A 24,679-nucleotide genomic window follows, 5' to 3' on the forward strand; every position below is an offset into this window, starting at 1 on the left:
CAACCGGGGGGATGACGACGACCGTGGGCGATGGGCTCCATGCCGCGCTGGCCGACGCACTGGCCCTGCTGCGCGGTGGTGATCGTGCCGCGGCGGCGGCCCGGCTGGCGCCGGTGCTGGGCCGCCAGGCGGAAGCATTCCAACCCGATTCATGCCTGAGCGATGCCGCGCCGCTGGTGGCGGTGGCGGAGGAACTGTCCGGGATCTCCCGCTGGAAGACGGCGCAGCTGGCCTATGAGCTGCTGGTCGAAGCCGGCCACGCTGGCCAGGCCTGGTCAGCCGGGCAGGCGGCGGAGCGTGCGGCCCTGCAGGACGCCTTCGTCGCGCGGTTCGAGGCAACGCCCGCCATCGAACGCCTCGCCCCCTTCCTCGGCGGGGCGACCGGGCATCCCGTGGCCGCGCTGGACACCACGCGGATGCGGCCGGGGCTGTTCGACATGGCCCTGTTCCGTCACGCCATCGCCTTCGCCGATGGGACCGCAGGGGTGGAGGTGGTGGAAAAGGTGATGCGGTCCGACAAGCGCGACATACGCCGCGCCCATGCCGAAGGCCTGCTGTTCGGCACGGTGGACGCGGACCGGCTGATGGCACCGCGGCATTTCGGCACGCTGGAGGACGGGCCCTTCGTCTCCACCTTCCGGGCCTACTTCGATGGCACGCCGCTGCCGATCGACCGCTGGATGACGACGCATGACGAGCTTCTCTATCGCTACTGGGCGAAGGCGCCGCCGCCGGGCCTCGCCAAGGGGCCGAGCCTCGTCCCGGTTTTCGTCGACCGGCTCAAGGAACTGATCGCCCGGACGCTGCCGGCAGGGGTGGAGGCGCAGCTGCGGGCCTGTTCGATCGACGATGTCGCCCTGATCGTGGCGCGTCGCTTCGACCACATCGTGGCGCTGCTGGATTCCATGCCGATGTTCGTCTTCCACGACGACATGCATTGCGGGAACATTTTGGTCGGCGCCGATGGCGGCATGACGATCGTCGAGTGGGACAATTGGGCGCTGGCGCCGATCGGCACGGGCTGGCGTTTCTACGCGACGCATGAAGTGCTGGCCGAGCCGGAGGTCGACCGCATCGGCTGGGCGCGGGCCCTTCCGCCGGAGGTCACGGGCCACAACATGATGCTGATGGCGTCGCTGTGGGGCTGGCACAGGGCACTGCGCGACCAGAAGCTGGAATTGGCGGCGCGGTGGCTGGAGAAGCTGGTCCGCTACGCCTGACCGTTGCGTTTTCCGCGGGGCTCCCCGCGACTGTTCCCGCGCCGAAAGCGCGCCACCGTGACCACCGAAGCGTGTGGTCGATGCAGTTATGGGTTGCGGGAAAGGGCGGAAGGCACCATAATCACGTAGTCAGCCTTGTTTGGTTCGGCCTGCTCTCCTTGCTCGTTACCGAGCGCCGAGCCCGGGTTTCGTTTCCCCTCAAAGCTCGATCCGGCGGGCGACGTTCGCTCGTCGGGACACAGACATGAAGGGGATATCCTCATGGCGACCGGCACCGTTAAGTGGTTCAACGCGACCAAGGGCTATGGCTTCATCCAGCCGGATGACGGCTCCAAGGACGTGTTCCTGCACATCTCCGACGTCCAGCGCTCCGGCCTGCAGGAGCCGCGTGAAGGCGACAAGCTCGCCTACGAGATCCAGCAGGGCCGCGAGGGCAAGACCTCCGCGACCAACCTGCGCTCTGCCTGAGGCCGCTATCCGGGATGGCCTTGGCCATCCTGGGTGGTGCCCCCTGCGGTGCATCTGAGGCGGCGGGCGCGACGAGCGCCCGCCGTTTCGCTTTGAGGGGCCTACCGCCGCCCCTGCGGCACTTCCCCTTGGCCCTCGCTCTTGGCCCGCCCCCTTTACCCGCCTTGATGCCGGCCCGCCTTGATGTCGCCTGGTGTCTAACGGACCCGACGTGACCTGGGCCCGACGTGACCTGGGCCCGACATGACCTGCGGCCCACGCGACGTAGGCCAGACTTGACGTAGGATCGCCTGGCGCGCGGACCGCCAGCCCTTCCGCCCCCGCCTGTCCGGGGGCTGCGCGCTCCGCGAGGATTGCCCATGGCACGCCATACCTTCACGGTCGGCCAGACCATCGAATTCGTGCCCGGCCGCTATGACGGCTCCGCCCCCGCCGGCACCTACACCGTCGTCCGCCAACTGCCGAACGACCAGGTGGACCGGGAATACCGCGTCAAGAACTCCCGCGACGGGCATGAACGCATCGTGCGGGAGAGCCAGATGCGTGGCCGCGCAAGCGGCCCGTTTGGCTGAGCCGCGCCAGCGGCCGTTTGGCTGAGCCGCGCCAGCGGCCGTTTGGCTGAGCCGCGCCAGCGGCCCGTTCGGCTGAAGCTGGAGCCCGCCCGCTTGATGCGGGCGGGGCGCTTCAGCGGGACAGGTGAAGCGGCAGCGCCGATTCGATCGCCCTCCAGGCTTCCTCTGCGTTGGCCACGAAGCGCAGCAGCGCCAGCTCGCCCGGCGCGATCATGCCGGCTTCCTCCAGCGCCTCCCACCGCATCAGGCCGCGCCAATAGCCCTCATCCACCAGGATGATCGGCACGGGGCCGAGCCGCCCTGTCTGGCGCAGCGTCAGCAGCTCGAACAACTCGTCCAGCGTCCCGAACCCGCCAGGGAACACCACCAGCGCCCGCGCCCGCATCGCCAGATGCAGCTTGCGGATGGCGAAGTAGTGGAACTGGAAGGTCAGCGCGGGCGTGGTGTAGGGGTTCGGCGCCTGTTCCTGCGGCAGGCGGATGTTGAAGCCGATGGCGGGCGCGCCGACGTCATGCGCGCCGCGGCAGGCGGCCTCCATGATGCCGGGGCCGCCGCCGGTCGCGATCACATGGTCCCGCACGCCGGCCACGGGGTGCAGTGCGCCGCCGCCTTCGCTGGCGATCCGGCCGAAGGCGCGGGCTTCCGCATACCAGCGCGGCTGCTCGCCCGGCCCATCCTCCCGCACCCTCGACCCGCCGAAGACCACGATGGTGGAGCGCACGCCCCAGGCGCGCAGCGCCTCATCCGCCTTGGCGCATTCGACCTGTAGCCGCACGCCCCGCATGGTGGGGCTGAGCAGGAATTCGCGGTCGAACAGCGCCAGGCGATAGGCGGGGCCATGGTCCTTCGCGCCGCTGGCTGGCCGGCGTGGCATCGGTTGCCTCCCCCCTCATGCGGTGCCCATGATGCGCGCCAGGAAGCCGCCGGGAAACGGTCGGCGCGGAGGATGCGATGCCTGTCTCGCTCACCTTCTGCGGTGCCGCGCGCACCGTCACCGGGTCCTGCCTGCTGTTCGACCACGACGGCACGCGCTTCCTGGTGGATTGCGGCATGTTCCAGGGCCCCAAGACGCTGAAGGCGCTGAACCACGAACCCTTCCCCTTCGACGCCAGGGGAATCGACTTCGTGCTGCTCACCCACGCGCATATCGATCATTCGGGCCTGCTGCCGAAGCTGGTGAAGCACGGCTTCCGCGGCCGAATCCACGCGACGCCGGCCACCACCGACCTCTGCTCCGTCATGCTGCCCGACAGCGGCCATATCCAGGAGACGGAGGTGGAGCAGCTGAACCGCCGCAACCGCCGGCGTTTCCAGGCCGCGCCGGTGGAGCCGATCTACACCGCCGCCGACGCCGAACGCACCATCGGCGCCTTCAGCCCGATCGAGACCGGCGCCTGGTTGAAACCGGGCAAGGGCATCCGCGCGCGCTGGTGGAATGCGGGGCACATGCTCGGCTCCGCCTCCATCGAGATCGAGTTCGCCGGCCCGGCACCGATGCGCGTCATCGTCTCCGGCGATATCGGTCCCGACCTGGGCGGCCTGCAGCCCGGCGCGGAGGGACCGGCCGGCGTGGATCACGTGATCTGCGAATCGACCTATGGCGATGAGGATCGGCCGACGGTGACGCCGGAGGCGCGGCGCGCCGAACTCGCGAAGCTCGTCCGCTGGGCCGCCGAACGCCAGGGCCCGGTGCTGATCCCGAGCTTCGCCGTCGAACGCGCGCAGGAAGTGGTCTTCGACCTGGTCCGCCTGATGCAGGAAGGCCAGGTGCCGCGCGCGATGATCAACATCGACAGCCCACTCGCCTCTCGCGCCACGCGGCTGTTCAGCCGCCACGCGGCGGAGATGACGGAGGGCGAGGCGATGCGCGACGCCCTCGCATCGCCGCTGGTGCGCCATGTGCAGGACGCCAATGAAAGCCGCGAACTCGCGCGCGCGGAGGGGTTCGGCATCGTCCTGGCCGGGAGTGGCATGTGCGAGGCCGGGCGCATCCGCCACCACCTGAAGCAGCATCTGCATGAGGCCAACGCGCTGGTCACGCTGGTGGGTTTCCAGGCCAGCGGCACGCTCGGCCGGCTGTTGCAGGATGGCGCGACGCGGGTGCGCATCCAGGGTGAGAGCTTCGGCGTGCAGGCGCGCATCGCCACCATCCAGGGCTATTCCGGCCATGCCGACGGCCCCGAGCTCGGCCGGTGGATCGAGGCGCGCGCCCCCGTCTCCGGCGGCGTCTTCCTGGTGCATGGGGAGGAGGAGGCGATCGAGGGCCTGGCGAAGCGGGTCGAGGGCCGCGGCATCGTCACCCCCGACCGCGTCATCCGCCCCGTGCTGGATGAGGTCTTCGCCCTGGAACCCGGCGTGGCCCCCGTCAGGCAGCCCGGCCGGGGCCGCCGGGGGGATGCCGCCGGCGTCGGCCGGCCGGACTGGCACAATGCCCGCGCCGCCCTGCTGCTGGGCATCGAGGAAGCGATCGAGCGCGCGCCGGACGACACCACCCGCGCCGGGCTGCTGGACCGGCTGCGGCGGGCACTGGAGGGGTGACGCCGGTCAGTACCGCACCACCGCCTTCACCGCCGCGTTGGTCTGGGGGAGGGAGGCGATCTCCGCCACCGTCACCGGCTTGAAGGGCGGGCGGAGGCGATAGGTGCCGGCCTGTTCCGGCGAGATGCCGCGCTCCGCCGCCACGATCTCCGTCACCGTGAGGTTGCAGAGGCGCCCCTGGCAGGGGCCCATGCCGCAGCGAAGAAACGCCTTGAGCTGGTTCGGGCCAGTGGCGCCGCCCGCCACGGCGTCCCGCACCTGGCCGGCCGTGATCTCCTCGCAGCGGCAGATGATGGTGTCGTTGCCGGCTGGGATGCGGAAGCCCTCCGCCGGGCGATAGAGCGCGTCGAGGAAGGCGCGGCCGCGGCCGAGCTTATCCAGCGCCGCGCGCACCGGCGCCGCCATCGCATCGCGTGTCCCGTCGTCGATCCGGCCCAGGCGATGCGCGGCGCCGATGGCGGCCAGCGTGCCGCTTTCGGCGGCGCAGTCGGCGCCCGCGATGCCGCCGCCATCGCCGGCAATGGCCACGCCCTCCACGCTGCTGGCCAGCCAGGAATCGCGCTTCGGCACCCAGCAGAGCTGAAGCGGATCCCAGTGGTGGTCGCAGCCGATGGCGTTGGAGATGGTGGTGTTGGGCACCACGCCCTGGTGCAGCAGCAGCACATCGGCCTCGATCCGCTGTTCGCCGCCGCCTGTGGTGAAGGTGATGGCGCGGAGGCGATCCTCGCCCTCTGCCCGCATAGCGGTGACGCCCGTGACGCGCCGCGGCCCGCCCCGTGCCTTCGCGAGCAAGGCGAGGCCCTTGGCGAGGTAGGGGGAGCGCAGGAAGTCCAGCACATGCCGCGCCGCGCCGGCGCGATTGGCGCCTGGGGTCGTGTCCAGCACCGCCGTGATGGTGGCGCCGGCGGCGCGCAACTGCGCGGCCACCAGCAGCAGCAGCGGCCCCGTGCCCGCCAGCACCACGCGCCCTTCCGGCACCAGGCCATGCGCCTTCAGCGCGATCTGCGCTGCGCCGGCCGTCAGCACGCCGGGCAGCGTCCAGCCCGGGATGGGGAAGGGGCGTTCCATCGCGCCGGTCGCGACGATGACCTGGCCCGCGAAGACCGGCCTCGCCTGGCCGGCGATGGACACGCCAAGCTCGATCTCCGCATGGCGCCCGGGTTCGTCCCCGGCGGGCAGCAGGCTGAACAGCTTGGCGGCGGGCGCGTAGTCCACGCCGCTGGCCAGGAAGCGCTGCGCGATCGGCAGGCCGCGCCAGTAATCGGCGCCGAGCACGGCACGGTCCCGCACCGGAGTCGTGGTGATGCCGCGATGGATCTGCCCGCCGGGGGCGAGGTTCTCATCCACCACCAGCGTCGCGATGCCGAGTCCCGCGGCCGTGATGGCGGCGGATTGCCCGGCGGGACCGGCGCCGATGATCACCAGGTCGTAGCGGGCCGAAAGCCGGTCGGCACTGTCGATGCGGTTCATGGCGCCACCGCGCGCCGCGCGCCGGCCTGGGTTTCGACGCGCATCCCATCCTCCAGCGCCACCAGGCAGCCTTGGCGGTTGCCGGTGCCGTCGATGACGACCAGGCATTCGAAGCAGACGCCCATCAGGCAATACGGCCCGCGCGCGGTGCCCTTCGCCGGTGTGGCGCGACAGGTGGCGATGCCGTTCGCCAGCAGCGCGGCGGCGACGGTATCGCCGCGCCGGGCCGTGAGCGACGCGCCATCGAAGCTGAAGCGGATCGTCTCCGCTTGGAAATCAGGCAGCCTGCGGAACATGGAACCTCGTGCCGCTGAAACAGGAAAGCTCATCCGCCAGCGCGCCGGCCTGGATCTGCGGCGCCAGGGTCAGCGCATGGGCGGCGGCGAGGGTGACGCCGGAATGGCAGGTGACGACGAAGGCGCCGGGCGCGGCTTTCGACTGCGCATAGATCGGGAATCCGTCCGGCGACATGACGCGGGATGCCGACCAGGTCCGCACCACATTGAGGTCCCGCAGCAGCGGGAACATGCGCATCGCGCGTTCTGCCATGACGGAGATGACGGGGTTCGTCACCACCGTGTCGAAGCCCGCATCCTCCTGGCTGTCGCCCATCATCACGCCGCCTTCGTCCGTCTGGCGGATGGTGCCCATGGGGTAGTGCAGGAAGGGCGACACCTTTTCCGTGATCAGCACCTGGCCCTTGGAGGGAATGACCGGCGCATCCAGCCCGACCATCGGCGCCAGGCGCGCATTGCCGAGCCCCGCGGCCAGCACGATGCGCGCGCTCCGTGCCTCGCCCCAGCTGCCGGCGATGCGGAAGCCGCCGTCGCGGGCCTCGATGCTGTCCACCACGCATTCGGGGCGATAGGCCACGCCGCGCTTGCCGTTCGCGACATGCAGCGCGCGGAACAGCTTGAGCGAGTTCACATGCCCGTCGGCCGGCGAATAGATTGCGCCCACCACATCGGGCCCGATATCCGGCAGCATCCGCTTCACACCGGCATGGTCCAGCACCTCATAGGGAATCGCCGGCGCGCCGGGCTGGGCCTGGAGGCGCTGGATGTAGCGCGTGCGCGCCTCCATTTCATCGTCGGAGAGGCACAGCGCGAAGCCGCCGGGGCGCTGGTGCACCACGTCGATCCCCGTTTCCTCCGCCAGCATTCCCGCGAAATCCGCCCAGCCTTCGGAGGATCCGTAGGACCAGGCCGAATATTGCGGCATGCCCATGCCCTTGGACTGCACCCAGACCAGCGCGAAATTGGCGCGCGACGCCCGGCGGGCGACATCGCCCTCATCCAACACCAGCACCCGGGCGCCGAGCCGCGCCAGCCCATAGGCCATGCAGGACCCCACCAGCCCGCCGCCGATGACGGTGACATCGGCCTCCATCTGCCATCCCCCTCAGATACCCGGCGGAGCATAGGCCCGCCGATCGGGAAGCGGCAGCCACACGGGACGCCTTCACGATGCTTACCGGGTGTGTGTAGCCTGTATCCCACAGGCAAGGCAGGGGATGGGACGATGCGGATCACGCGACGGGCGATGGCGGGGCTGCTGCCGGCGGTGGCGATCACGGGCGGGGCGCAGGCGCAGGCCGCCTGGCAGCCGGGAAGGCCGCTTCGCCTGCTGGTGGGCTTCCCGCCCGGCGGCGCGGCGGACCTTCTGGCGCGAAGGCTGGCGGACAGCCTGACCCAGGCGCTGGGCCAGACGGTGGTGGTGGAGAACCGGCCCGGCGCTGGCGCGCAGCTCGCTCTCGATGCCGCGGCCAAGGCGCAGCCGGATGGGCTGACCATGTCGCTGTCGCCGATGGGCCCGCTGGCGGTGAACCCGGCGCTGACGCCGGGGCGCCTGCCCTACAACGCGGCCGAGGATTTCACGCCGCTGATCCATGTCTGGGACCAGCCCAATGTCCTCGTAGGCGGGATGGACGTGCCCCAGGCCTGGCCGGCCTTCGTGGAATGGCTGCGGCGGCGGCCGGAGGAACCCTACGCCTCCGTCGGGCCCGGTTCGTCGAACCACCTGACCGGCGCGCTGCTGTCCCGCGCGCTCGGCCTCAATCTGCAGCACATCACCTATCGCGGGTCGGCCGCGGCGCTGACGGCGATCATGGGGGGCGAGATCAAGCTCTTCGTGGACAACGTCACCACCACCATCCCGCTGGCGCGAGAAGGGCGGGTGCGCGCCATCGCGGTGACGACGGCGACGCGCAGCGCCGCGCTGCCGGATGTGCCGACCTTGGCGGAGCTTGGCCTGCCGGAACTGACGGTGTCGTCCTGGCAGGTGGTGGTCGGGCCGAAGGGCCTGCCGCCCGCGGTGGTGACGCGGCTGAATGCCGAACTCAACCGCGCCATCCGCACGCCGGAGGCAGTGGCCTGGATGCGCAGCCTGGGCGCGGAACCCGTGGGCGGCACCGCGGAACAGGCGGCGACCATGCTGCGGACGGAGCGCGAGCGCTGGGCGCGCCTGATCCCCAGCATGGGCATCACGGTGGACTGAGCCTGCGTGGCTGCCGTCAGCGATAAATCAGCGTCGGCAGCCACATCACCATGCCCGGCCAATAGGTCACCAGCGCCAGGCAGATGAAGAGCGGGATGAGGAAGGGCGCGCAGGCCCGCGTCGTCTGTTCGAAGGTCAGGCCGGAGACGCGCGCCAGGATATACAGCACCATGCCCACCGGCGGCGTCAGCAGCCCGATCATCAGGTTCAGCACCATGATGATGCCGAAATGCACGGGATCGACGCCGATCGCGATCATCAGCGGCAGCAGCACCGGCACCAGGATGGTGATGGCGGCGATCGTCTCCAGGAAGCAGCCCACCACCAGCAGCAGGATATTCACCAGCAGCAGGACCAGGAGGGGATTGTCGGTGATGGCGAGCACCGCGCCCGCCACTTCCTCCGTCACCCGCGTGGTGGTGATGAGCCAGCCGAAGATGGAAGCGCCCGCCACGATCAGCAGCACCACCGCCGTCGTCTCGATCGTCTCCATCGTCACGCGCATCAGGCCGCGGAAGGTCAGCGTGCGGTACACCACCATGCCGAGGAACAGCGCATAGAAGGTGGCGGCGATGGCGGCTTCGGTCGGCGTGAAGGCGCCGCTCGTCATGCCGCCGACCAGCAGCACCGGCGTCATCAGCGGCAGGAAGGCGCGCTTGGCGGTGTAGCGCAGCCGCGTCCAGCGGAACTCCGCATCCCGCCCGAAGCCGCGGAAATGCGCGACCCAGGCGACGGAAGCCATGAGCGTCAGCGCCATCAGCAACCCCGGGATCAGCCCCGCCGCGAACAACTGGCCGACGGATGCATTGGCGGAGACGCCATAGATCACCAGCGGCAGCGATGGCGGGATGATCGGCCCGATGGTGGCGGAGGCACCCGTGAGGCCGACGGCGAAGGGCAGGGGATAGCCATGCTCCTTCATCGCCTTGATCTCGATATTGCCGAGCCCGCCGGCATCCGCGACCGCCGTACCCGACATGCCCGCGAAGATCACGGACCCCACGACATTCACATGGCCGAGCCCACCCTTCAGCCATCCCACCAACGCGGTTGCGAAGCTGTAGATGCGTTCGGTGATGCCGGCGGAATTCATCAGGCTGCCGGACATGACGAAGAAGGGGATGGCGAGCAGCGGGAAGCTGTCCACGCCCGACGCCATGCGGTGCAGCACCACCAGCGGCGGCACCGACTGGTCGAACCACACATAGATCAGCGAACCCGCACCGAGCGCCACGGCCACGGGCACGCCGAGCAGCATCAGGCCGAGGAAGCCCGCGAAGAGAATCCAGGTCATCGGGCCGCCTTCACAGATGCACGCCGCCGAGGGAGGGATCCTCGACACGTTCCGGCTCCCCCCGCCGGAAACGCAGGATGGCGGCCTGCGCGGCGCGCAGCGTGGTCAGCACCAGGCCGACCAGGATCGAGAGATAGACCCAGGACAGGGGCACATCGATGACGACCATGGGCTGGAACTGCATGGCCTGCGCTACCTGCCAGCAGAGGTAGCACAGGATGGCGTAGAAGCCCGTGGCGACGATGTTGGCCGCCAGGAACAGCCATCGCCGCGGCGCCCGCGGCAGCATGGTGGGCATGAATTCCACCGCGATATGCGTGCCCCGCCGCGCCGCCATGGCGCTGCCGGTGAAGGTCAGCACCATCAGCAGGTAGCGCGCGATCTCCTCCGTCCAGGCGATGCTGTCATTCAGGATGTAGCGGCTGAAGAACTGCAGGAACACCACGCCGGCCAGCGCCCAGAACAGCAGGACGGAAAGCCAGTCCTCCGGCGCCAGATCCGCCTTCTCCTCCGGCGCATCGGCCACTTCCTGCGTCAGCGCGACGAAGAGATCGTCGTCATCGGTGCCTTTTGGCTGCACGACATTAATGCTCCCACGGACGCGGTTCGACCCTATCATTCCGGCCAGCAAAGGGAGGAATGATAGCATGTCCAGGATCGAACGATTGGAAATCCTGCAGGTGGATCTGCCGCCGAAGGTGGTCCGCAGCGACGCGATCCAGTCCTTCGCGACGCAGGAGACGCCGATGATGCGTATCACCGACAGCGATGGCGCGACGGGCATCGGCTACAGCTACACCATCGGCCAGGGCGGATCGTCCATCGTGGCCCTGCTGCGCGACCACCTCGGCCCGATGCTGCTGGGGCGAGACGCCGACTGCATCGATGCGATCTGGCACGATCTTTTCATGAAGACGCACGCGCTTAGCGTCGGCCCGCTGGTGGCACTCAGCCTCGCCGCCATCGACACGGCGCTGTGGGATCTGCGGGGGAAGAAGACCGGCCTGCCGCTGCACAAGCTGGCCGGCGGCGCCAAGCCGCGCATCCCCGTCTACACCACCGAAGGCGGCTGGCTGCACATGAGCCAGGCGGAGATCGTGGCCGAAGCGGAAGCAGCACTCGCCAACGGCTTTGCCGGCACCAAGATCAAGGTCGGCCGTGCCACGGTGCAGGAAGACATCACGCGGCTTTCCGCCGTGCGCCGCGTCGTCGGTGATGGCTTCCAGGTCATGACCGATGCGAATCAGGGCTTCACGGTGGCGGAAGCCATCCGCCGTGCCGGTGCCTTCGAACAGGCCGGGCTCGACCTCGCCTGGTATGAGGAACCGCTGCCGGCGGAGGATGTGGAAGGCCATGTCCGGCTCTCCGCCGCGACGCGCATCCCTGTCGCCGTCGGCGAAAGCCTGTATCACCCCGCGCAGTTCCGTGACTACCTGGCGCGTGGCGCGTGCTCCATCGTGCAGGTGGATGTCGCGCGCATCGGCGGCATCACGCCCTGGCTGAAGACCGCGCATCTGGCGGAGGCCTTCAACGTCCCGGTCTGCCCGCATTTCCTGATGGAGCTTCACCTGCCGCTGGTCTGCGCGGTGCCGAACGGGGCGTGGCTGGAACACATTCCGCAACTCGATGACATCGCGGCGAGCCGCGTGGTGGTGAAGGATGGCTTCGCCACGCCGCCGGAGGCGCCGGGCAATGGCATCGAGTGGGACGAGGCGGAGATCGCGCGGCGGCAAGCCTTCACACCGATCGTGCTCCGCTAGGGAAAGCCGGGCCGCGAGGCCCGGCGCCCCGTTCAGCCGGCGCGGGATGCGATGGCCTGCAGGCGGTCGTAATGCTCCCGCGTCCAGCCCGCGCCCGCGGCGGCGTCATTGTGCAGCGGCTGCGCCACGGCGCGGAAGGCGGCGCGGTCCGGGCGCTGCACGGTCTTGCCCTGGGTGGTGAACCACGCCGGCAATGCGAGCTCCGCTGCGCGGATCTCATTCGTCGCGCGCGTCGCGCCCTCCCTCAGTACCTCCGTGAACACGGCCTTGTCGGCATCGTTCAGGCGGCGCCAGGTGTTGCCGGACACGATCGTCAGTAGGCTTTCCGTGATGTGCGCGGTCAGCGAGATATGCGTTTGCACCTCATGGAATTTCTTCGCCTGGATGGTCGGCAGCGGATTCTCCTGCCCGTCCACCGTGCCCTGCTGGAGCGCGAGATAGACCTCCGCGAAGGCGATCGGCGTGGCGTTGGCGCCGACGCTGCGCGTGAACATGAGGAAGAGGGGCGCCTGCGGCACGCGCAGCTTCATGCCGCGCATATCCTCCGGCCGCATGACGGACCGGTTCGCGGTGACATGGCGTTCGCCGTAATAGGTCAGCGCGAGGGACTGGTGGTTGGTCTGGCGGTTGTAGCCGGCCATCATGTCGCGCAGCAGGTCGCTTTCGCGATACGCCATGAAGTGCTCGAAATCCCGCAGCACATAGGGCGCGTTGGTGATCGCGATGGGGCGGAAGGTGGCGCCGGCGAAGGCGACGCCGGTGTAGATCATGTCCACGGTGCCGAGCGCCAGGCCCTGGTTGATCGTGGGCTCATTGCCCAGCGCCGAGGCCGGGAAAACCTCGATCGCCCAGCGGTTCTGCGTGCGTTGCTGGATCTGCTGCGCGGCCCAGAGTGCCTGCGTGTGATAGGCCTCATTGGTCTCATACACATGCGCCCAGCGAAGCCGCGTCTGCGCCTGCGCCGCGCGGCCCATCAGGGCGGGGGCGGCGATGGCGGTGCCGAGCAATGCGCGGCGACCAGTGATGATGGACATGCTGCAACCTCCCACAGGCACCGGTTGGTCCGGCGCGTCATTCCGGGGGGAGCATGGGCGGGGCCGGGGGCGCGCTGCAAGCCCGCCATGCGGCGGCGGGGTGGCTACCAGCCGGTAGCGACCAGCGCCTCCACCGCCGCGCGGCCAGGCGCTGCATCCCAGCCGCTGCCCTTGGCGGCTTTCAGCGCGGCGGCGGCGGTGGCGAAGCGGGCGGCCTGCGGCACCGCTTCACCCTCCGCAATGGCCAGCGCATAGGCGCCGTGGAAGACATCGCCGCACCCCGTGGTGTCCACCGCCTGGACCACGGGGGCGGGCAGGAGACGCGCTTCGCCATCGCGCCACCACAGGCTGCCCGCGGCGCCGAGCGTGACGGCCAGCACGGCATCGAAGCGCGCGGCGACGGCGGCGAGCGCCTCGGCGGGATGGTCGATGCCGGTGAACTCCCGCAGGCCACGCTCGGAGAACAGGATGTGGTCCGCCATCGGCGCCAGGCGGTGCAGGATGTCGCCGGCGCCGACTTCCCCATCGAGCACGCGGGGGATGCCCATGGCGCAGGCGAGCGTGAAGGCGTGGGCGGCGCCATCCGCCCAGCGGGGATCGGCCATCACGGCGGCGACGCCATCCAGCGTGAAGCGCGGCGCCTCCACCAGGCCGGCGCCGGGGAAGACGGCCAGGATGCGCTCGCCATCCGGGTCCACCAGCACCGCCGAATTGGGCGTGATGCCGCCGGGCGCCACCAGTTCCGGCAGATGCCGCACGCCCCGCGCCGCTAACCCCGCGCGCAGCCACTCGCCTGCGGGATCATCGCCCGTGCGCCCGACCCAGAGCGCATCGCCCCCGAGCCTGGCCACGGCGACGGAGGCCGTCGCCGCCATGCCCCCGCCGACATCGCTGTAGCCCGCGGCGATATACTTGCCGGGCGCCGGCGGCAGGCGCGGCATGCGGTAGGTGCGGTCGAGCGCGGCCATGCCAATACAGGCGATGCGGGGGGCGGTCATGCCGGAAGGTTGGCACCGGGCCCTCCACCCCGGAAGACCGGTTGGCGTCCCGCGATGAATGTGGCACCTTCCACATATGCCCCGCCGCCCGAGCGGCGCCCCGTCCAAGGCGGAGCGCCACCGCAGCATCCTCGCCGCCCTCGCCACCGATCCGACGGTGCGGATCTCCGCGCTCGCGGCGCAATTCGGCGTGGCGGCGGAGACGGTCCGCCGGGACATCGAGGAACTGACCAGCCAGGGCGCCGTCCGCCGGACCTATGGCGGGGCCAGCGTCGTCCATGCGGGGTTGCAGCCCGAATTGTCGTCCCGCGAAACCATGGCGGTGGCGGAGCGCGCGCGGATCGGCGCGGCGGCGGCCGCGATGCTCGCGCCGGGGGCGGTGGTGATGCTGGATGCCGGCAGCACCACGGGCCATGCCGCACGGGCGCTGGCGGCGCGGGGCATGGCGGTCACCGTGCTCACCAACAGCTTGCGCGCGGCGCAGGATTTGGCCGACCACGCCCGCGTGATCCTCTGCCCCGGCGATGTCAGCGGGGCGGAACAGGGCGTCTATGGCCAGGAGACCGGTGACTTCCTGGCCCGCTTCAACGCCGATGTCGCCCTGGTTGGGGCAACAGGCCTGACGGCGGAAGGCCCCTGCGACGCCAATAGCCGCGCCGCCTGGGTGAAGCGCGCCATGCTGGCCCGCGCCACCCGCCGCATCCTGCTGGCGGATTCGGAAAAATTCGGGCGGGAGGTGCTGGAACGCATCTGCCCGATGGCGGAACTCACGGACTTCGTCACCGATCGCGCCCCCGATGGCGCCCTGGCCCGGGCACTGGCGGAGGCCGGGGTGGCGGTGACAGTCGCGGGGCCGTGATCGCCCAGATCCTATTTGACCCTCCACATCGAATATCGTACCTGCCACAGTCATCAAAGCGTCACGAAAGCGCCCGCCCTGTCCGAGACCCGGCACCCCGCCCCGATCCCGCTGCACCAGGCCCCGCCCCGGGGGCTGGCCGGGCTGCGCTGGGTGCTGGCCGATATCGACGACACCATCACCACCCATGGGCGCCTCGACGCCAGCGCCTATGCCGCGCTGGAGAGGCTGCGCGACGCCGGCATCCAGGTGGTGCCCGTGACCGGCCGCCCCGCCGGCTGGTGCGACATGATCGCCCGCTTCTGGCCCGTCGCCGCCGTGGTGGGGGAGAATGGGGCGCTCTGGTATTCGCTGGACCAGGCCGGCCGCCGCATGCGCCGCTGGACCGCCCAGCCGGAGGCCGAGCGCCTGGCCCGCCGCGCGACGCTCGATGCCCTGGCAGCGCAGGCGCTGAGCGAGGTGCCAGGCAGCGCCATCGCCGCCGACCAGCCCTTCCGCCTGTTCGATGTCGCCGTGGATTTCGCGGAGGATGTCGGGCCCTTGGCGCCTGGCGCCGCGGAGCGCATCGCGGCGATCTTCCAGGCGGGCGGCGCGGCCGCCAAGGTCTCCTCCATCCATGTGAATGCCTGGATGGGCGAATGGGACAAGCGCGCGGGGGTGGAGAATCTGTTTGCCACGCTGTGGCAGCCCCTGGATGACGTGCTCGGCCAGGTTGCCTTCCTCGGCGACAGCCCGAACGATGCGCCCATGTTCGGCAGGATCCCGCTTTCCGTGGGCGTCGCGAATGTCGCCCCCTTCCTGCCGGGCATGGCCACGCCGCCCGCCTACATCGCCAGCGCCGAGGGCGGCGCCGGCTTCGTCGAATTCACCGAGGCCGTGATCGCGGCCCGCAACAACACGGAGAGGAAGCACCACCCATGAAGATTTTCGCCCCCGCCGCGGGTTTCGCGGTCGCGCTGATGGCGTCCATGCCCTGGGCAGCCTCCGCCCAGACGGCCGCCTGCGGCTTCCGCGGCTCACTCGACGAATCCTATTGCGACGAGAACCGGGACATGGTCGCCGATGCGCCGCGCGAGGCATCGCGCCAGCGCGATCCGTCCACCCTCGTCTTCGCCTATACGCCGGTCGAGGACCCCGCCCTCTATGCCAGCCAGTTCCGGCCGCTGCTGGACTACCTGACCAGCTGCACGGGCAAGCGCACCGTCTATTTCCAGGTGACGTCCAACGCCGCGCAGGTGGAGGCGATGCGATCCGGCCGCCTGCACATCGCCGGCTTCTCCACCGGCCCCACCGCCTTCGCCGTGAACCTGGCCGGCGCCGTTCCCTTCGCCATCAAGGGCGGGCCGGAATCCTTCGAGAGCTATCGCGTCGTCACCATCGTGCGCGCCGACAGCAACATCCAGACGCTGGCGGACCTCAAGGGCCGGCGCGTGGCGCATACCTCCGCCACCTCCAACTCCGGCAATCTCGCGCCGCGCGCCTTCTTCCCGGGCCTCGGCCTGACGCCGGATACGGATTACCGCGTCGTCTATTCCGGCGGGCATGACCGCAGCGTGATGGGCGTGAATGCCGGGGACTACGATGCCGCGCCGGTGGCGTCCGACGTCTACAACCGCATGATCGGCCGCGGCCAGGTGCGGCGGGAGAATTTCCGCGTCATCTGGGAAAGCGACCCGTTCCCCACCAGCAGCTTCGCGCTGGCCCATGACCTGCGCCCCGAACTCGCGCAGCGCATCCGCCAGTGCTTCTACGACTACCGCTTCCCCGAGCAGATGCGCCGCGACATGGGCGGCAATGACCGCTTCTGGCCGGCGAACTATGCCGAGCATTGGGCGCCCGTTCGCGCCGTGGCGGATGCGGTGAACGCCCCCTACAACCGCGCCGCCTTCGATGCCGAAAGCCGCCGTGAACTGGAGGCCGAGCAGCGCCGCAACCAGCAGCGCCAGCAGCAGCAGCAGGCACCGGCCGCCACGCCGGCTGCCCCCGCCGCGCCGCGGGTGCAGTAACCATGTCCGCGCGGCAAGGGTTGGTCATCAAGGGCCTCGTCAAGGAATACGTGCCCGGCAAGCCCGTGCTGCGCGGCATCGACCTCGATCTGGCGCCGGAGGGGATCACCGCCATCATCGGCCCCTCCGGCACCGGCAAATCCACGCTGATCCGCTGCATCAACCGGCTGGTGGAGCCCACGCAGGGCGAGATCACGCTCGATGGCGCGCCGCTCACCGGCATTCGCGGCGGGCAGCTGCGCCTGGCGCGGCGGCGCATCGGCATGGTGTTCCAGGAATACAATTTGGTCGAACGCCTGACGGTGATGGAGAACGTGCTCTCCGGCCGCCTCGGCTACGTGCCGCTGTGGCGCGCCTGGCTGCGCAAGTACCCGGCCGAGGACATCGCGCTGGCCTTCGAGCTGCTGGATGCCGTGGGGCTGCCGGACCATGCGACGCGGCGTGCCGACGCCCTCTCCGGCGGCCAGCGCCAGCGCGTCGGCATCGCGCGCGCGCTGATGCAGCGCCCCGCGCTGCTGCTGGCGGATGAACCGACCAGCTCGCTCGACCCCAAGACGGCGGTGGAGATCATGGAACTCCTCGCGCGCCTGACGCAGGCCGCCAATGTTCCCGTGGTCATCAACATCCACAACGTCGAACTGGCCAAGCGCTTCGCCAACCGCATCGTCGGCATGGAAGGCGGCCGCGTGGTCTTTGACGGGCCCCCCGGCGACCTCCAGCCCCACCACCTGCGCCAGATCTATGGCGGCGAGGATTGGCTGTGAGCGCGACCGTCGCGGCGCGGGAGGCCTTCAAGCCCAGCTGGACGGCGCGCATCGGCCTGATCGCCGTCGCGCTCTACAGCGCCTATGCGATCGGGCAGCTCGACATCTCCTGGGCCAGGCTGTCGGTCGGCTTCGGGGAGGCCGGGCGCTTCCTCGCCCGCATGGTGCCGCCGAATTTCGAGCGCTGGGAATTGCTGCTGGAAGGCATGCTGGAAAGCCTGCAGATCGCGGTGCTGTCCACGGTGCTCGGCATCATCATCTCCCTGCCCCTCGGCCTGATGGCGGCGCGCAACCTGGCGCCGGCCTGGATCAGCGCGCCCATCCGCGGCGTCATCGCAGTGTGCCGCAGCCTGCACTACGTCATCGTCGCGATCCTCTTCGTGAAGGCGCTCGGCTTCGGGGCGCTCGCAGGCGTGGCGGCGCTGACCGTCGCCTCCATGGGCTTCGTCGCCAAGCTCTTCGCGGAAGCGGTGGAGGAGATCAGCATGAAGCAGGTGGAAGCCATCCGCGCCACCGGCGCGGGGCCCGGCGCCGTGCTGCTCTATGGCGTGCTGCCGCAGGTGGCGTCGCGCTTCATCGGCTTCTCCCTGTATCAGCTGGACAGCAATCTGCGTAACTCCACCTTGGTCGGGATCGTCGGCGCGGGCGGCATCGGCGGCACGCTCTTCGCCGCCTTCAAGCGCTTCGACTACGATTTCGTCTGCGCCATCCTGCTGTCCATCATCGCATTGATCTTCGTGGCGGAGCTCGTCTCCGGCCGTATCCGGGCAGCCCTGCGATGAACGCGACAATGAAGCCCCTGATGCGGGAATGGACCTACCTGACGCCGGCGGAGGCGATCGGCCGCTGGCTGGTCTGGCTCGCGATCGTCGCGGCCACGGTCTGGGCGGTGCGCAGCATCGACATCATCCCGGAATTCCTGATCGACGCGCCGGAACAGATGGCGGACCTGCTGGTCCGCATGTGGCCGCCGGATGTCGCGCACTACTACCCCAGCGTCCATGTGGCGCTGGTGGAGACGCTGCACATCGCAACCCTCGGCACCATCCTGTCGCTGTTCCTCGCGATCCCGATCGCGCTGATGGCGGCGCGGAACATCTGCCGCATTCCCGTGCTGAACGTGACGGCGCAGTTGATCCTGGTGTCCTCCCGTTCCGTGAATTCCCTGGTCTGGGCGCTGATCTTCGTCGCCGTCTTCGGCCCGGGCCCCGCGGCCGGCACCTTCGCCATCGCCTTCCGCAGCATCGGCTTCGTCGGCAAGCTGCTGGCGGAGGCGCTGGAGGAATCCTCGCCCGGCCCGCTGGAGGCACTGACCGCCGCCGGCGCGCCCTGGGGCAGTACCATGCTCAAGGGCGTCTGGCCGCAGGTGCAGCCGGCCTTCTGGGGCATCGCGCTGTTCCGCTGGGACATCAACGTCCGTGAATCCGCCGTGCTCGGCCTGGTCGGCGCCGGCGGCATCGGCGTCGTGCTCGATGACGCCATCAACTTCTTCCAGTGGGACCGCGTCGCGACCGTGCTGCTCGCCATCCTCGCGGTGGTGGTCATCGCGGAGATCGTCGTCACGCGCATCCGAACGAGGCTCATCTGACCCTCATGGCTGACCAATTCGACCTTCTCGTCGTCGGCGGCGGCATCAATGGCGTCGGCATCGCGCGCGATGCGGTCGGCCGCGGCCTCTCCGTCTGCCTGGTGGAGCGGGGCGACCTCGCGGGCGCCACCTCCTCGAACTCCTCCAAGCTCATCCATGGCGGTCTCCGCTACCTCGAACACTATGAGTTCCGCCTGGTGAGGGAGGCGCTGGCGGAGCGCGAGGTGATGCTGAAGATCGCGCCGCACATCGTCTGGCCCATGCGCTTCGTGCTGCCGCACCGGCCGGAGATGCGGCCGCGCTGGCTGATCCGCACGGGGCTGTTCCTGTATGACCATCTGGCGCGCCGCGTCAGCCTGCCGCCGGCGGAGAGCCTGGATTTCCGCCGTCACGCCTATGGCGCGCCGTTGTCGGACAGCATCGCCGCCGGCTTCGCCTATTCCGATTGCTGGGTGGAGGACAGCCGCCTGGTGGTCCTCAACGCCAAGGATGCCGCGCGCCGTGGCGCCGATATCCGCGTCCGCACCGCCTTCACCGGCGCGGAGCGCGATGCGGAGGGCTGGACCGCACGCCTGCGCGGCGCCGATGGCAGCGACAGCGCCGTGCGCGCCCGCGCCATGGTGAACGCCGCCGGCCCCTGGGTGCTGTCGGCGCAGGATGCCGCCCATGCCAAGCCCGCCGGCAGCGTGCGCCTGATCCGCGGCAGCCACATCGTCGTGCCCGCGCTGTATGAGGGCCCGCAGGCCTATATCCTGCAGAATGACGACCGGCGCGTCGTCTTCGTCATTCCCTACCAGGGCCGCTTCTCCCTGATCGGCACCACCGACGTGCCGCATGAAGGCGATGCGGCGACGGCGCATTGCACGGCGGAGGAAGCGGAATACCTCTGCGCCGCCGTCACGCGCCAGTTTCGCAAGCCCGTGACGCCGGCGGATATCGTCTGGTCCTATGCCGGCGTCAGGCCGCTCTATGACGATGGCGCGGACAATCCCTCCGCCGTCACGCGCGACTATGTCCTGAAGCTGGACACCGAAGCGGCACCGCTGCTGTCCATCTATGGCGGCAAGATCACCACCTATCGCCGCCTGGCGGAGGAAGCGGTGGAGAAGGTGGCCCATGCCATCGGCCGTGACGCGAAATCCTGGACCGATACGGCCCCGCTGCCCGGCGGCGATTTCGGTGGCCGCGACCTGGCGGCGATGGAAGCGGACCTCGCGGATCGCTTCCCCTGGCTGCCTGCCGACACCCGCGCCCGGCTGCTGCGCGCCTATGGCAGCGAAGTCCCCGCGCTGATCGGCGATGCGGAGGGCTGGCAGGCGCTGGGCCGGGACTACGGCGCGGGCCTGACGCAGCGGGAGATCGACTGGCTGGTGCGGGAGGAATGGGCGCGGACGGCGGAGGATGTGCTGTGGCGCCGCTCGCGCCTCGGCCTGCACATGACGGCGACGGAACGCGATGCCGTCGCGGTGGCGATGGGCGGGTGATCGGCGCCGCCGGGTGCCGGCGGCGCCCGGCCATCAATACCGCTTGTAGCTCAGGAACTTGCCCGTCATCGTGATCTTCACGCGATCGCCCTTCTGGTCGGGCTGGCGTTCCAGGATCATGTCGTAGTCGATGGCGGACATGATGCCGTCGCCGAACTCCTCATGGATCATCTCCTTCCAGCTCGTGCCGTAGACCAGCACGAGTTCGTAGAAGCGGTAGATCAGCGGGTCGGTCGGCGGCATGGGCTGGGCGCCGCGATACGGAATCTCGCAGAGCGTCGCGGCGTCTTCCTCATCCAGATCCAGGATATCGGCGATGCCCGCGGCGTGGTGCGGCTCGGCGCTCATCTGCCCCATGCATAGCGCGCAGGTCCAGACCGGGGACATGGCGATGCGGTTGGCGATGTCGGCCCATTTCAGGCCCTTCGCCTTCTTGATCTTGAGGATCTTCTTGCCGAGCTCGGCCTTGGCGTCGTTCACGGGGCTCTCCCTGGTTCAGGCAACGGGTCGCGATTCCGGCACCGCGCGCGCGGACCATCCGGCAGGCGGGTTGGTTGCCACGAATTCGCGCGACCGGGTGATGAGGAAGTCCAGCACATGGTCGCGCAGCGCGTGGTAGCCGGGCATGTGGTGCAGGCTGGCGCGGGTGCGCGGGCGGGGCAGGGTGTTCACCACCACCTCCGCGATGCGCGCGCCGGGGCCGTTCGACATCAGCAGGATGCGGTCGGCGAGCAGGATCGCCTCATCCACGTCATGCGTGATCATGAATCCGGTCTGGCCGGAATCTGTCACCAGCCTCGACACCTCCTCCTGCAACGCGCCGCGCGTCAGCGCATCCAGGGCGGAGAAGGGTTCGTCCATCAGCAGGATCTTGGGCTGGATGGCTAGCGCGCGGGCGATGCCGACGCGCTGCTTCATGCCGCCCGACAGCTGCGCGGGCTTGCGGTCCGCGGCGTGGGAGAGGCCGACGCGGCCCAGCGCCTCCCGCGCCGCATCCTCGCACATCCGCCGGTTCCAATGCGGGTTGCGGCAGGACAGCGCGAAGCCGACATTCTGCGCCGCCGTCATCCAGGGCATCAGCGCGTGGGACTGGAAGATCACCGCGCGGTCCAGCGACGGGCCCGTGATCTCCTTCCCGCTGACGATGATGCTGCCATCATCCGGCGCGTCGAGGCCCGCCAGGATATTCAGGATCGTCGTCTTGCCGCAGCCGGAATGGCCGACCAGGCAGACGAACTCGCCCTTGCCGACGCTGAACCACACATCCTCGAACACCGCCGTCGCGCCGAAGCGCCGGGCGATGCCCTCCACCGATACGTCCGGCCGTTCCATCATTGCGGGGGCCACCATGTTCATTCCGTCCAGGCCACGGCGCGGGCCAGCAGGCCCAGCAGCCGGTCCAGCGCCAGCCCGACCAGCCCGATCATCAGGATGGCGATGACGATGTCGGCGATGGAGAGGTTGTTCCACTGGTTCCAGACCCAGTAGCCGATCCCCGTGCCGCCCACGAGCATCTCCGCCGCCACGATCACCAGCCAGGCGATGCCGATGGAGATGCGCATCCCCGTCACGATGGTGGGCGCCGCGGCGGGCAGGATGATGCGCGTCGCCGTCCGCCACGGCCCCGCTTCCAGCGTCCGCCCCACATTCATCCATTCGCGCCGGACGCTGGCCACGCCGAAGGCCGTGTTCAGCAGCATCGGCCAGATGGAGCAGATGAAGATCACGAAGACGGCGCTGATGGAGCTGTCCTTGATGGAGTAGAGCGCGAGCGGCATCCAGGCGAGCGGCGAGACCGGCCGCAGCACCTGGATGAAGGGGTTCAACGCGGCGTTCAGCAGCGGCGACATGCCGATGAGAAACCCCAGCGGAATGGCGACCGCGGCAGCCAGAAGAAAGCCGGCGCCGACGCGCAGCAGCGAATAGGCGATCTGCACGCCGATCCCCTGGTCGTTCGGGCCGCGGACATAGAAGGGGTCGCGCAACAGCTCGAACAGCCGCTTCGCGATGTCGCTCGGCGCCGGCATGGCGGTCTGCCCGCCCTGCGCGGCGGCCTGGCCCATCAGCGCCGCATATTCGGGATCGACCGGCGGGCCGGATGCCGTGGTGGCGGCGCGGATCGCCGCCTCCCACCCCCCCAGGAAGACGGCGAGGATCAGCAGCGACAGCGCTGCCGCGCGCCAGAACGATACCTGTTGCTGCATGGGATCAGGCGCGAACTGCGCGCTCGGTCCAGGCGGCGGGGCTGGCGGGGTCGAAGGTGCGGCCCATGATGGTTTCCGTCCGCATGGGGCTGGCGGGGACCGGCAGGCCCAGTTCGCGCATCGCGCGGCCGGCATCCAGCGCCAGGAATACCTGGTTCGCGACTTGCGCGTAGTCCACATCCTGCCGCAACTGCCCCCAGCGGCGCATCTGCGTCAGCATCCAGATCGCCATGGAATGCCAGGGGAAGGGATCGAAGCCGATGCGGTCCGGCACGCGGCGCACCTGGCCCAACCCATCCGCATAGGTCCCGGTCAGCACCTGGTTCACCACCGTCTCCGGCTGGTTCAGGTAGTTCGGTCCGCTGATCGCCGTCGCGACCTCCCGCCGGTTTTCCGCCTTGGCGGAATAGGCGGTGGCTTCGACGATCGCGCGCATCAGGGCGGCGAAGGTGTTGGGCGTTTCCGTGATCATCGATCGCGGCACGGCGAAGGCGCAGCAGGGGTGGCCGTCCCACAGATCCTTGGTCAGCAGATGGATGAAGCCCACGCCATCGAAGACGGCGCGCTGGTTGAAGGGATCGGGGCCGAGGAAGCCATCGATGTTGTCGGCGCGGAGATTGGCGACCATCTCCGGCGGCGGCACGGAGCGGATTTGCACGTCCCGGTCGGGATCGATGCCATTCTCCGCCAGGTAGTGGCGCAGCAGGTAGTTGTGCATGGAGAAGTCGAAGGGCACGCCGAAGCGGAAGCCGCGCCAGTCCCGCGGGTTGCGGCGCTCCCGGTGCTTGGTCGCCAGCGTGATCGCCTGGCCGTTGACGTTCTCGATCGCCGCGACGGCGAAGGGGATGGGCTGCGCGACGCCGACGCCGAGGGACATGGCGAGTGGCATCGGGCTCAGCATGTGCGCGGCATCGAATTCACGCGCGATGGCGCGGTCGCGGATCACGGCCCAGCCGGCGGCGCGGATGACTTCCACATTCAGCCCGTGGCGCTGATAGAAGCCCATGGGATGCGCCATGATGATGGGCGTGGCGCAGGTGATGGGGATGAAGCCGACCTTGAGGTCCCGCTTCTCCGGCGGGCCGGCGGGCTGGGCCATCGCCTCCTTCGCCGCATCCAGCGGGAAGACGGAGGCCAGCGCCGCCAGCACCGTCGCCGCGCCGAAGCGTTCCACCAGCGCGCGGCGCGTCGGGCCGTGGCGGAAGGTGGCGCGCAGCACGGCGGCCTCCGCGACTTCCGCCATCGCCCGCTCGGTGGACGGCGCGGCGCCAGCGCATTCCATCGCGCTGCCATGCTGGCCGCAGCCGCAGCGGTTGAGGCGCGTCTTCGCGTCGAGCGGGTTGGCTGTCAGTCGGCGCATGGAGGAGGCTCCCTGGGTTGCCGGATTGGTTGCAACCGCCGTGCCGCGCTCGCCCACGGCGTGTTTCCTTGCTCCTCCGGCCCGCCATGGGGGAGGGCTGCCCCATTGCTGGGCAGCAACGGTCGCATTGTATGCAGCATGACGCTGGCAGCGCCGCGCCGGGTCGCGCTAGCCTCGCAAGGCTTCAGGAGGAACGGCCATGGCCCGCAATTCCCTTCCCCTTCTCGCTTTGCTGGCAGGAGGCGTCGCGATGGCGCCCGGCATGGCGCGCGCCGATGCCATCGACGGGCATTGGTGCAGCGATGGCGGGCTTCGCCTGACCATCCAGGGGCCGAACCTGCTCTCCCCCGGCGGGGCGCGGATGGCGGGGGAGTATGACCGCCACGGCTTCAGCTACACCGCGCCGGCCGGGGAGCCTGGCGCCGGCGGCCGGGTCGATCTGCGCCTGATGGGTGACAATGCCGTCCGCGTGCAGGCGGCGAATGGCCCGATCGAGCCCGTCTGGCGCCGCTGCGGCCCGCCGGTGTCCTGATCCTCCGGGCGGGCGCTACGCGCTGCCTGCCC

Annotated in this window: 26 protein-coding genes; 14 read left to right on the forward strand and 12 right to left on the reverse strand. The window is 69.9% G+C overall.

Annotated elements, in window-relative coordinates; translation table 11 throughout:
• Positions 1-11 precede the first annotated feature (11 nt).
• The 3 genes from ACTIE5_RS01375 (at position 12) to ACTIE5_RS01385 (ending at position 2,260) form a co-directional block, all read left to right on the forward strand.
• On the forward strand, positions 12-1,220 hold the full coding sequence (locus ACTIE5_RS01375; protein ID WP_439547896.1) for a hypothetical protein: 1,209 nt from the start codon (positions 12-14) through the stop codon (positions 1,218-1,220).
• Between the two features lie 261 nt (positions 1,221-1,481).
• Complete coding sequence (locus tag ACTIE5_RS01380) at positions 1,482-1,688, forward strand: cold-shock protein (protein ID WP_439547897.1); 207 nt, start codon at positions 1,482-1,484, stop codon at positions 1,686-1,688.
• A 359-nt stretch (positions 1,689-2,047) separates the two neighbouring features.
• The gene (locus ACTIE5_RS01385; protein WP_439547898.1) at positions 2,048-2,260 is read left to right on the forward strand and encodes a hypothetical protein; all 213 of its coding nucleotides are present in this window, start codon (positions 2,048-2,050) and stop codon (positions 2,258-2,260) included.
• Between the two features lie 112 nt (positions 2,261-2,372).
• Here the strand turns inward: ACTIE5_RS01385 and ACTIE5_RS01390 are convergent, their stop codons facing one another.
• The gene (locus ACTIE5_RS01390) at positions 2,373-3,134 is read right to left on the reverse strand and encodes a TIGR00730 family Rossman fold protein (protein ID WP_439547899.1); all 762 of its coding nucleotides are present in this window, start codon (positions 3,132-3,134) and stop codon (positions 2,373-2,375) included.
• A 77-nt stretch (positions 3,135-3,211) separates the two neighbouring features.
• On the opposite strand from ACTIE5_RS01390, the gene ACTIE5_RS01395 reads away from it, so the two are divergent.
• Positions 3,212-4,798, forward strand: coding sequence for an MBL fold metallo-hydrolase RNA specificity domain-containing protein (locus tag ACTIE5_RS01395; protein WP_439547900.1), 1,587 nt, complete (start codon positions 3,212-3,214; stop codon positions 4,796-4,798).
• 6 nt (positions 4,799-4,804) lie between these two features.
• On the opposite strand, the gene ACTIE5_RS01400 is transcribed toward ACTIE5_RS01395, so the two are convergent.
• The 3 genes from ACTIE5_RS01400 to ACTIE5_RS01410 are packed head-to-tail and all read right to left on the reverse strand — an operon-like array spanning position 4,805 to position 7,657.
• Positions 4,805-6,268: an FAD-dependent oxidoreductase gene (locus tag ACTIE5_RS01400; protein ID WP_439547901.1), complete on the reverse strand. Its 1,464-nt coding sequence runs from the start codon at positions 6,266-6,268 to the stop codon at positions 4,805-4,807.
• Positions 6,265-6,564 carry a (2Fe-2S)-binding protein gene (locus tag ACTIE5_RS01405; protein ID WP_439547902.1) on the reverse strand — a complete coding sequence of 100 codons (300 nt, stop codon included), beginning with the start codon at positions 6,562-6,564 and terminating at the stop codon, positions 6,265-6,267. The genes ACTIE5_RS01400 and ACTIE5_RS01405 overlap by 4 nt, the downstream gene beginning before the upstream one ends.
• Positions 6,545-7,657 carry an NAD(P)/FAD-dependent oxidoreductase gene (locus ACTIE5_RS01410; RefSeq protein WP_439547903.1) on the reverse strand — a complete coding sequence of 371 codons (1,113 nt, stop codon included), beginning with the start codon at positions 7,655-7,657 and terminating at the stop codon, positions 6,545-6,547. The genes ACTIE5_RS01405 and ACTIE5_RS01410 overlap by 20 nt, the downstream gene beginning before the upstream one ends.
• A gap of 132 nt (positions 7,658-7,789) precedes the next feature.
• Here ACTIE5_RS01410 and ACTIE5_RS01415 point away from each other — a divergent pair, with 132 nt between their 5' ends.
• Positions 7,790-8,764 (forward strand): Bug family tripartite tricarboxylate transporter substrate binding protein, encoded by a 975-nt coding sequence (locus ACTIE5_RS01415; RefSeq protein ID WP_439547904.1) that lies wholly within the window; start codon positions 7,790-7,792, stop codon positions 8,762-8,764.
• Between the two features lie 16 nt (positions 8,765-8,780).
• On the opposite strand, the gene ACTIE5_RS01420 is transcribed toward ACTIE5_RS01415, so the two are convergent.
• Both ACTIE5_RS01420 and ACTIE5_RS01425 read right to left on the reverse strand, forming a co-directional pair.
• Positions 8,781-10,058, reverse strand: coding sequence for a TRAP transporter large permease (locus tag ACTIE5_RS01420; protein ID WP_439547905.1), 1,278 nt, complete (start codon positions 10,056-10,058; stop codon positions 8,781-8,783).
• A gap of 10 nt (positions 10,059-10,068) precedes the next feature.
• Positions 10,069-10,638 (reverse strand): TRAP transporter small permease, encoded by a 570-nt coding sequence (locus tag ACTIE5_RS01425; RefSeq protein ID WP_439547906.1) that lies wholly within the window; start codon positions 10,636-10,638, stop codon positions 10,069-10,071.
• 67 nt (positions 10,639-10,705) lie between these two features.
• On the opposite strand from ACTIE5_RS01425, the gene ACTIE5_RS01430 reads away from it, so the two are divergent.
• Complete coding sequence (locus ACTIE5_RS01430; protein ID WP_439547907.1) at positions 10,706-11,818, forward strand: mandelate racemase/muconate lactonizing enzyme family protein; 1,113 nt, start codon at positions 10,706-10,708, stop codon at positions 11,816-11,818.
• A gap of 32 nt (positions 11,819-11,850) precedes the next feature.
• Here ACTIE5_RS01430 and ACTIE5_RS01435 read toward each other — a convergent pair whose 3' ends face one another.
• Both ACTIE5_RS01435 and ACTIE5_RS01440 read right to left on the reverse strand, forming a co-directional pair.
• Positions 11,851-12,852, reverse strand: a complete 1,002-nt coding sequence (locus ACTIE5_RS01435) for a sialic acid TRAP transporter substrate-binding protein SiaP (protein ID WP_439547908.1) — start codon at positions 12,850-12,852, stop codon at positions 11,851-11,853.
• A gap of 104 nt (positions 12,853-12,956) precedes the next feature.
• Positions 12,957-13,850: a PfkB family carbohydrate kinase gene (locus ACTIE5_RS01440; RefSeq protein WP_439547909.1), complete on the reverse strand. Its 894-nt coding sequence runs from the start codon at positions 13,848-13,850 to the stop codon at positions 12,957-12,959.
• Between the two features lie 76 nt (positions 13,851-13,926).
• Here ACTIE5_RS01440 and ACTIE5_RS01445 point away from each other — a divergent pair, with 76 nt between their 5' ends.
• Genes ACTIE5_RS01445 through glpD form a run of 7 tightly spaced genes read left to right on the forward strand, consistent with a single transcriptional unit; the run spans position 13,927 to position 20,551 of the window.
• Positions 13,927-14,709, forward strand: a complete 783-nt coding sequence (locus tag ACTIE5_RS01445) for a DeoR/GlpR family DNA-binding transcription regulator (protein WP_439547910.1) — start codon at positions 13,927-13,929, stop codon at positions 14,707-14,709.
• Positions 14,710-14,724: 15 nt separating this feature from the next.
• Positions 14,725-15,630, forward strand: coding sequence for an HAD-IIB family hydrolase (locus tag ACTIE5_RS01450; protein ID WP_439547911.1), 906 nt, complete (start codon positions 14,725-14,727; stop codon positions 15,628-15,630).
• Entirely contained in the window at positions 15,627-16,715 is a 1,089-nt protein-coding gene (gene phnD, locus ACTIE5_RS01455; RefSeq protein WP_439547912.1) for a phosphate/phosphite/phosphonate ABC transporter substrate-binding protein, read from the forward strand. Before ACTIE5_RS01450 ends, phnD begins: the two co-directional genes overlap by 4 nt.
• A 2-nt stretch (positions 16,716-16,717) precedes the next feature.
• Positions 16,718-17,479, forward strand: a complete 762-nt coding sequence (gene phnC, locus ACTIE5_RS01460) for a phosphonate ABC transporter ATP-binding protein (protein WP_439547913.1) — start codon at positions 16,718-16,720, stop codon at positions 17,477-17,479.
• Entirely contained in the window at positions 17,476-18,261 is a 786-nt protein-coding gene (gene phnE, locus ACTIE5_RS01465; protein ID WP_439547914.1) for a phosphonate ABC transporter, permease protein PhnE, read from the forward strand. The genes phnC and phnE (ACTIE5_RS01465) overlap by 4 nt, the downstream gene beginning before the upstream one ends.
• A gap of 8 nt (positions 18,262-18,269) precedes the next feature.
• The gene (gene phnE, locus ACTIE5_RS01470) at positions 18,270-19,067 is read left to right on the forward strand and encodes a phosphonate ABC transporter, permease protein PhnE (RefSeq protein ID WP_439547915.1); all 798 of its coding nucleotides are present in this window, start codon (positions 18,270-18,272) and stop codon (positions 19,065-19,067) included.
• Positions 19,068-19,072: 5 nt separating this feature from the next.
• Complete coding sequence (gene glpD / locus ACTIE5_RS01475; RefSeq protein ID WP_439547916.1) at positions 19,073-20,551, forward strand: glycerol-3-phosphate dehydrogenase; 1,479 nt, start codon at positions 19,073-19,075, stop codon at positions 20,549-20,551.
• A gap of 33 nt (positions 20,552-20,584) precedes the next feature.
• On the opposite strand, the gene cynS is transcribed toward glpD, so the two are convergent.
• The 4 genes from cynS to ACTIE5_RS01495 are packed head-to-tail and all read right to left on the reverse strand — an operon-like array spanning position 20,585 to position 24,115.
• Positions 20,585-21,031, reverse strand: a complete 447-nt coding sequence (gene cynS / locus ACTIE5_RS01480) for a cyanase (RefSeq protein WP_439547917.1) — start codon at positions 21,029-21,031, stop codon at positions 20,585-20,587.
• 15 nt (positions 21,032-21,046) lie between these two features.
• On the reverse strand, positions 21,047-21,901 hold the full coding sequence (locus ACTIE5_RS01485) for an ABC transporter ATP-binding protein (protein WP_439547918.1): 855 nt from the start codon (positions 21,899-21,901) through the stop codon (positions 21,047-21,049).
• A gap of 2 nt (positions 21,902-21,903) precedes the next feature.
• Complete coding sequence (gene ntrB / locus ACTIE5_RS01490; protein ID WP_439547919.1) at positions 21,904-22,755, reverse strand: nitrate ABC transporter permease; 852 nt, start codon at positions 22,753-22,755, stop codon at positions 21,904-21,906.
• Between the two features lie 4 nt (positions 22,756-22,759).
• Positions 22,760-24,115 carry a CmpA/NrtA family ABC transporter substrate-binding protein gene (locus ACTIE5_RS01495; protein ID WP_439547920.1) on the reverse strand — a complete coding sequence of 452 codons (1,356 nt, stop codon included), beginning with the start codon at positions 24,113-24,115 and terminating at the stop codon, positions 22,760-22,762.
• 199 nt (positions 24,116-24,314) lie between these two features.
• On the opposite strand from ACTIE5_RS01495, the gene ACTIE5_RS01500 reads away from it, so the two are divergent.
• Complete coding sequence (locus ACTIE5_RS01500; protein WP_439547921.1) at positions 24,315-24,647, forward strand: hypothetical protein; 333 nt, start codon at positions 24,315-24,317, stop codon at positions 24,645-24,647.
• The last annotated feature ends 32 nt before the right edge of the window (positions 24,648-24,679 follow it).

It is taken from the genome of Falsiroseomonas sp. (assembly GCF_051859025.1).
Classification (GTDB): domain Bacteria; phylum Pseudomonadota; class Alphaproteobacteria; order Acetobacterales; family Acetobacteraceae; genus Falsiroseomonas.

Coding starts and splice junctions, on each gene's coding strand:
- ACTIE5_RS01375 (WP_439547896.1), top strand. CDS start 12: ATGACGACGACCGTGGGCGATGGGCTCCATGCCGCGCTGGCCGACGCA.
- ACTIE5_RS01380 (WP_439547897.1), top strand. CDS start 1,482: ATGGCGACCGGCACCGTTAAGTGGTTCAACGCGACCAAGGGCTATGGC.
- ACTIE5_RS01385 (WP_439547898.1), top strand. CDS start 2,048: ATGGCACGCCATACCTTCACGGTCGGCCAGACCATCGAATTCGTGCCC.
- ACTIE5_RS01390 (WP_439547899.1), bottom strand. CDS start 3,134: ATGCCACGCCGGCCAGCCAGCGGCGCGAAGGACCATGGCCCCGCCTAT.
- ACTIE5_RS01395 (WP_439547900.1), top strand. CDS start 3,212: ATGCCTGTCTCGCTCACCTTCTGCGGTGCCGCGCGCACCGTCACCGGG.
- ACTIE5_RS01400 (WP_439547901.1), bottom strand. CDS start 6,268: ATGAACCGCATCGACAGTGCCGACCGGCTTTCGGCCCGCTACGACCTG.
- ACTIE5_RS01405 (WP_439547902.1), bottom strand. CDS start 6,564: ATGTTCCGCAGGCTGCCTGATTTCCAAGCGGAGACGATCCGCTTCAGC.
- ACTIE5_RS01410 (WP_439547903.1), bottom strand. CDS start 7,657: ATGGAGGCCGATGTCACCGTCATCGGCGGCGGGCTGGTGGGGTCCTGC.
- ACTIE5_RS01415 (WP_439547904.1), top strand. CDS start 7,790: ATGCGGATCACGCGACGGGCGATGGCGGGGCTGCTGCCGGCGGTGGCG.
- ACTIE5_RS01420 (WP_439547905.1), bottom strand. CDS start 10,058: ATGACCTGGATTCTCTTCGCGGGCTTCCTCGGCCTGATGCTGCTCGGC.
- ACTIE5_RS01430 (WP_439547907.1), top strand. CDS start 10,706: ATGTCCAGGATCGAACGATTGGAAATCCTGCAGGTGGATCTGCCGCCG.
- ACTIE5_RS01435 (WP_439547908.1), bottom strand. CDS start 12,852: ATGTCCATCATCACTGGTCGCCGCGCATTGCTCGGCACCGCCATCGCC.
- ACTIE5_RS01440 (WP_439547909.1), bottom strand. CDS start 13,850: ATGACCGCCCCCCGCATCGCCTGTATTGGCATGGCCGCGCTCGACCGC.
- ACTIE5_RS01445 (WP_439547910.1), top strand. CDS start 13,927: ATGCCCCGCCGCCCGAGCGGCGCCCCGTCCAAGGCGGAGCGCCACCGC.
- phnD (WP_439547912.1), top strand. CDS start 15,627: ATGAAGATTTTCGCCCCCGCCGCGGGTTTCGCGGTCGCGCTGATGGCG.
- phnC (WP_439547913.1), top strand. CDS start 16,718: ATGTCCGCGCGGCAAGGGTTGGTCATCAAGGGCCTCGTCAAGGAATAC.
- phnE (WP_439547915.1), top strand. CDS start 18,270: ATGAAGCCCCTGATGCGGGAATGGACCTACCTGACGCCGGCGGAGGCG.
- glpD (WP_439547916.1), top strand. CDS start 19,073: ATGGCTGACCAATTCGACCTTCTCGTCGTCGGCGGCGGCATCAATGGC.
- ACTIE5_RS01485 (WP_439547918.1), bottom strand. CDS start 21,901: ATGGTGGCCCCCGCAATGATGGAACGGCCGGACGTATCGGTGGAGGGC.
- ntrB (WP_439547919.1), bottom strand. CDS start 22,755: ATGCAGCAACAGGTATCGTTCTGGCGCGCGGCAGCGCTGTCGCTGCTG.
- ACTIE5_RS01495 (WP_439547920.1), bottom strand. CDS start 24,115: ATGCGCCGACTGACAGCCAACCCGCTCGACGCGAAGACGCGCCTCAAC.
- ACTIE5_RS01500 (WP_439547921.1), top strand. CDS start 24,315: ATGGCCCGCAATTCCCTTCCCCTTCTCGCTTTGCTGGCAGGAGGCGTC.